This window comes from Acinetobacter sp. YH12027 (genome assembly GCF_013420085.1).
Classification (GTDB): Bacteria; Pseudomonadota; Gammaproteobacteria; order Pseudomonadales; family Moraxellaceae; genus Acinetobacter; species Acinetobacter amyesii.
Window position 1 is genome coordinate 1 of the sequence record NZ_VOYW01000075.1, and the last position, 5,865, is coordinate 5,865.

Below are 5,865 nucleotides of genomic sequence, written 5' to 3' on the forward strand. Positions count from 1 at the left end.
TTATATCCCCTTGAGCAGCTGCTTTTTCGTACCAAGCCTTAGCGGTAGCAAAGTTTTGAGGAACGCCTCCACCATAGTAATACATAGTACCTAAATTATACTGAGCCTCTGCATGACCTTGAGCAGCCGCTTTTTCGTACCAAGCCTTAGCGGTATTAAAGTTTTGAGGAACACCGCTCCCGTTGTTATATATAACGCCTAGATTAACTTGGGCATCTAACTGACCTTGAGCAGCAGCTTTTTCGTACCAAGCCTTAGCGGTGGCAAAGTCCCGGGGAACATCTTCACCATAGTGGTACATACGGCCTAAATTATATTGAGCTTCTGCATCATTTTGCTGAGCTTTTTCTAACAGTATTTCAAATTGCGTTCTATCTGGTTTCGGATTGTCATCAACATCTGAGCAGGCTATCAATAATACCGTTAAAAATATTGATAAATTTTTCGTTTTCATATCGTTAAAATTTAATAAAAATAGATTTTTTAATGAGGGTTTATTCTCATTTTTTTAAATAGTTAAGCTATACCATTACTATTTTTAATCTTATCTGCAATAAGATAGCTTTCAGTAGCACTTAATATTTAGTTTCATATTACAAATGTTCTGATTCAAATATCAGAAATTTATTATTCGTTAGATGGTGTGCATGAAATACTAAGAATAGCTTATTTAAGTATTTTAATTTAAGTTTTCCTACAATTAACATAATGCAGATTATACGAAATGCAAAATATTATTTCTTATAATTCATAGCCTTATCGTATCCTAAAAAGCCTAAGTATGCCTACTTGGGCTTTTTTAATGATTTTTCATGTTCCACGATCAATAAGTGAGCAATGTTCCACGGTTTTAAGTAGCTTAACTGCATAATCAATTACTTTGTTTTTCAGTCTTTTTACGTTGATTTAACACCTCTTGACCTAAGTCTTTCCAAATCTGCCATTTCATATCGTTAGGATCAATCTCCGCTGTTTTAAGTAGTATACCGAGCAGTTCGGCGGGGTCCCGTTTATCCAGGTTAGCAATTTCAAACAGTGCGCCTAACTGAATCAAGTGACGTGTACGCGCTTTACGTTCAGCTTCTTTCTCTGCATTCAGTAATTTTCTAACTGCTACTTTTTGCTTATTCGCTCGTTCTATGGCTTTTTCGGCTTTAATCAAAGCATTCAGTTTTTTCTCTTGGTCGGGTGTACGGTATTGGATTTTGGCTAATTCCAATAAAAGTTTTTGAACATCACTAGGACTTTTTAAAGCAGAAATATAGGTGATTTTTTCAGATAGCCAATCATTATTCATATTTGATTCCATTAATTCAGATGCCGCAAAAGCACAGGCTCAATTCTCAAAGAACGATAACAAAATAATTACGTCCGATGTCCGCAATTTTGTTAAAGTTCGTTCTAGAGAATTTCGCCTGTACTTCCATCAAAAGTTTGATGGCGCGCTTAGACGTTTCTCAATTTCATTGAGAAACCTAAGCACGTTAGGGACTTCATCCCTAAAACCCTGAAACTTCTTTTTTCATTCAATTGAAAATTGAATGAAAAAAAGAAGTACCAACGCTAGGAGCAACAACATGCAACTAAAACAGGTATGGGGAAAGATCAAAGATATTATTTTTGGCGTGATCGCAGCACCGCTACTCATCCTCATTATGGTACTTGCTTCGATATTCGATCAAAGAGCGTTTAAGAAGGAACGCAACCAAAAAAAGGAACAGGATAAAACCTAATGGCGATTGCTCGTTTAAGTGTCAAAGTTGGTAAGGCAGGCAAGGCAGCACCGCATGCCGAATATATAGATCGGGACGAAGAAAAGAAGCTGAAACAGGAACAGGCAGAAACCGATCTTGAACATAGTGCTTATGGAAACATGCCGAAATGGGCAGAACATAATCCGATTAACTTTTGGCAGGCAGCCGACCTTTACGAGCGCAAAAATGGCAGTACCTATCGAGAATATGAAATTGCCCTGCCTAGAGAGATGAATGCCGAGCAACGCCTAGAACTGGTTGAGGACTTCATTCAGTCTGAAATTGGCTCAAAATATCCGTATCAGTTTGCGATCCATAACCCTAAAGCAATGGACGGCAACGATCAGCCTCACGTTCACCTCATGTTTAATGAACGTCTACAAGATGGAATCGAGCGAGATCCAGAGCAATATTTTAAACGCTATAACAGCAAGAATCCTGAACGTGGCGGAGCTAAAAAAGACAATACAGGCAAGACTTACCAGGAACGAAAAACCGATATTAAAGACCTACGCCAAAGATGGGCAGATTTATGCAACAGCCATTTAGAAAAACACCAAATTGACAGCCGTATTGATATGCGAAGCTACAAAGAGCAAGGCGTAGAGAAAGAACCCGAAAAGAAACTATTACCAAGCCAAGCTAAAGACCCTGAAATCAGGGAAGCCTTGCAACAGTCACGTATAGCCTATAAAGAGCTTGAGCAACTAGATTTAGGCGACCCTAAAAAAGACCTGAAAGACCTCAAAAACAGCCCAATTTCAGACAAAGAAATTAAACAGGGTATTGAGAGCTTTAAGGCTGATTTTGACAGCTTTAAACAGCTTGCTTTGGAACAGTACAAACAACAGCAGAAATTAGAAAGAGAGCAACAGAAAACAATGAAGTTTAGAGGGATGAGCCGATGACACCTGATGAAAAAAAGCTATATGCACTGATGGCAGTTGCAGAACAACAGCAGAACCTAGTCAATCAGGCCGTTAAAGAGCTTCAAATCACGAAAGAACACATTCAAAGCACTATTGCTGGGCAAACCCACCACACTATATCAAAAGCGGTAAATGATGGCTTACAGGACGGTACAGCAGAACTTATTAAGACCGCTAAAGCGCTTGGACGCTTGAAAAACTCGATTGAATCAGCCAGTGATCAATTTTCATGGAAGTTAATCACCACTTTCTTAGGTGTTTTTTCAGTTTTCATACTGACTATGACATGGTTATTTGTATCTTATATTAAGCCTTTAGAGAATATTCCAAAGATCGAGAGTTTAAAGCAGCAAGGTATTCAGTTTGATATTCAAAGTTGTGCCGTTGGAGACGAGTCCAAGCCTTGCGTCCGAGTGATGAAAGAGCAGTGTGGCTATGGGAAGCATGGGGATTTATGCGTTATTGACCCCAAATAGCTGAATCTGAAAATGAAGGCTCTAAGCACTCATTTATAATTTTTATTATGTTTAAAATTAGTGGAAGTTAAGGAAATTATTATGTTAAAGCAATCAAGTTTAGAAAGAACAGAGTTTAAGGAAGAAGAACTTGCGCCCATTAAAAAGCTTGATTTGAATGATTTGAAAGTTCCTATGCCTAAAAATCTTGATCAGTTGCTGATTTGGACATCCGAACTTGCTCAATATAATTATGCTCAATTCCTTGACCAATCCGAACAGCTAAAACTTGTTGATGAAGACAATCTGGAAGAACAGGCGGAAATCAGTCAGAAGCTTAGGTTCTATAGAGGTAATGCGCTTATAGAAAACCAAATCAAAGATTTCTATTTGAAAAAGTTACTTGATCAAGGAGAGGCAACAGTCAAAGGTTATATTAAAAGTCCGACTAAGAAAAATACCCGATATGCTGTAATTTCTTATCATGACTATGATTTTGTAAGCTTTGCTACTCCAGAGATTCTTAAAAAATTTCCAGCCGATCTCATCAATTTCGTGCAAAAGGAAACACCTAAGACATTAGCGGACATATATCCTGAAGAAGCCGTGTTCTTATCAGCCATCAAAAAATTTATAAAACCTTTTAAAGAACAGTATAAAAAATTGGCTGATAAGAACAGGGAAATTAAGGAGCACAATACAGTTGCTCATAAAATTTATATAAAAATTAAAAATAAGGAAGCAACTCTGCAAAAGCCAACAGAGTCAAAGCCTAAAGAATCTAGTCCAAAGACTACTGAAAATAGTGCTGTCCCAGTAGAGATGAAGCAGGGAACCATTCAGAAAAATATGGCTCCACAAGAAAAGCCAATTACTGTAATTAAGAAGCGAAAATTTGCTTTAAACAAGGATAAGTAACTTGTAATTTAAAATTATAAACAAAAACCCCTCTAAGTCTTGCAACTTAGAGGGGTTTTCAAGTAAATTCAGCGGTACGCAGTTATTTGATGGAACTAACATCAAGTAACGAAGATCATAAGGTTTGGCGACCGTTATGATTTCACCAAAAGGCTTGTACCTGAACTCTATTTTCACAATAAACAGTGTTTATATCAAGCCTCAAAATGATAAGTCTTCGTTAATTCGTGTTTTAAACCATCAAATAAGCATCCTAGATCGAGCTTTGCCCGCTTCTGCGTGTCCGTTTTACGGTCGGCATGCATTACGTGTGGTAGGAATAAGTGTCACTGGCGTATTGTAGCTATAGTCGAAAGGCTAAACCGCTTACAGGGGAACTTCACATAGGCGGAGCGTTGGGAGTAGTTACATAGGACTTGTTAAGTTGCATGTTGGGGAAACCCTCGCAGAGATACAGGCAATGTAACGACAGGGAGCGCGTGGAGCGAAGTGCAAGACTTTGAGTCCTTGTCTGCATAGTCAGCAAAACTATGTGCGGATACGACCGATATACGTGGCTCCGAAGCCAAATATATACAGGTAAATCGGCAATACTTAGGGGATAGGTCATTTTTTTAAATGACTGCCCTTAGGGTGAGTATTGCCGAAACTCTCTCAACCGTTCACCAAAGCCAAAGCACGAAGTGCGACGCTTTGGGGGCGAGTTGAGAGAGTGAGCACATTTGTTTTTAAGGCTTTTGATTTTATTTGATTCTATATTTCTGTATAGTTTTACTGAACGAATTGCTGTATATTAAAACTATACAAAGGATGATTTTTTGTGATTGTAGATTTTAATCATAAGGGACTGGAACGATTTTTTAAAACCAGTTCTACAGCAGGTATTCAGTCTGTTCATTCAACCAAGTTAAAAAGACAATTAACTGCTTTGAATGAAGCGCAAAGCATTGATGAAATGAATTTTCCTGGATGGAAGCTTCATCCTTTGAAAGGTAAATTAAAAGATCATTGGTCAATCACTGTGAGTGCCAATTGGCGTCTGACTTTTATTTTTAAAGATGGTAATGCGTATATCGTGGACTATCAGGACTACCATTGAGGTGAATATGATGATGAATAATCCAGCTCATGCAGGTGAGTTAGTGTCAGAATGGTTAGATGGCTTAAAAGAAGAAGGACAAGCGATCACCATTACAGAACTTGCTGAACGTATTCAAGTGACACGTCCTTTACTTTCTCGAATTATTAACGGTAAAGCGCCAGTGACCGCAGATGTAGCTTTACGCTTGCATGATGCTTTGGGAATCAGTGCAGACCTGTTAATGCGTGTTCAATCTAAGTATTCACTTTGGATGGAATCACAAAAACAGCGTCCACAGATTCAACCATTTTTTGTTAATTGTTAACTAAAAATATTAATAAATTTTATTAATGTGGGTTTAGGATTCGGTATTCATCACAACCTTGTTGATTTCCATTGTCGCAGGATTGTTTAAACCACTTTTTAGCTGTATTTAAGTCCTTACCTATACCTCTTCCATTTAAGTATATAAGGCCTAAATTATACTGAGCGTCTGTATCCTCTTGAGCAGCCGCTTTCTCGTACCAAAATTTAGCGGTATTGAAGTCCTTATGCCCACCTTGGCCTTGAGTATACATAAAGCCTAAATTATTCTGACTCCTTATATCCCCTTGAGCAGCTGCTTTTTCGTACCAAGCCTTAGCGGTAGCAAAGTTTTGAGGAACGCCTCCACCATAGTAATACATAGTACCTAAATTATACTGAGCCTCTGCATGACCTTGAGCAGC

General features: G+C 38.2%; 9 protein-coding genes. 6 read left to right on the top strand and 3 right to left on the bottom strand.

Annotated elements, in window-relative coordinates; all coding sequences use genetic code 11:
* Nucleotides 1-454: tetratricopeptide repeat protein (locus tag FTT94_RS15955; RefSeq protein WP_180171103.1), on the bottom strand; the 454-nt coding region annotated here is incomplete at its 3' end.
* A gap of 417 nt (nucleotides 455-871) precedes the next feature.
* On the bottom strand, nucleotides 872-1,297 hold the full coding sequence (locus FTT94_RS15960; RefSeq protein ID WP_107010121.1) for a conjugal transfer protein TraD: 426 nt from the start codon (nucleotides 1,295-1,297) through the stop codon (nucleotides 872-874).
* 280 nt (nucleotides 1,298-1,577) lie between these two features.
* Here FTT94_RS15960 and FTT94_RS15965 point away from each other — a divergent pair, with 280 nt between their 5' ends.
* From FTT94_RS15965 to FTT94_RS15990, 6 genes are all read left to right on the top strand, one after another.
* Nucleotides 1,578-1,733 (top strand): hypothetical protein, encoded by a 156-nt coding sequence (locus FTT94_RS15965; protein ID WP_169031083.1) that lies wholly within the window; start codon nucleotides 1,578-1,580, stop codon nucleotides 1,731-1,733.
* Entirely contained in the window at nucleotides 1,733-2,662 is a 930-nt protein-coding gene (locus tag FTT94_RS15970; protein ID WP_032491912.1) for a MobA/MobL family protein, read from the top strand. The genes FTT94_RS15965 and FTT94_RS15970 overlap by 1 nt, the downstream gene beginning before the upstream one ends.
* Nucleotides 2,659-3,159, top strand: a complete 501-nt coding sequence (locus tag FTT94_RS15975; RefSeq protein WP_180171104.1) for a hypothetical protein — start codon at nucleotides 2,659-2,661, stop codon at nucleotides 3,157-3,159. The genes FTT94_RS15970 and FTT94_RS15975 overlap by 4 nt, the downstream gene beginning before the upstream one ends.
* 81 nt (nucleotides 3,160-3,240) lie before the next feature.
* Entirely contained in the window at nucleotides 3,241-4,056 is an 816-nt protein-coding gene (locus FTT94_RS15980) for a hypothetical protein (protein ID WP_107010119.1), read from the top strand.
* A gap of 820 nt (nucleotides 4,057-4,876) precedes the next feature.
* Nucleotides 4,877-5,155, top strand: coding sequence for a type II toxin-antitoxin system RelE/ParE family toxin (locus FTT94_RS15985; protein ID WP_087704769.1), 279 nt, complete (start codon nucleotides 4,877-4,879; stop codon nucleotides 5,153-5,155).
* Between the two features lie 7 nt (nucleotides 5,156-5,162).
* On the top strand, nucleotides 5,163-5,462 hold the full coding sequence (locus FTT94_RS15990) for a HigA family addiction module antitoxin (RefSeq protein WP_213075481.1): 300 nt from the start codon (nucleotides 5,163-5,165) through the stop codon (nucleotides 5,460-5,462).
* A 22-nt stretch (nucleotides 5,463-5,484) separates the two neighbouring features.
* Here FTT94_RS15990 and FTT94_RS15995 read toward each other — a convergent pair.
* Nucleotides 5,485-5,865: tetratricopeptide repeat protein (locus FTT94_RS15995; protein WP_180171105.1), on the bottom strand; the 381-nt coding region annotated here is incomplete at its 5' end.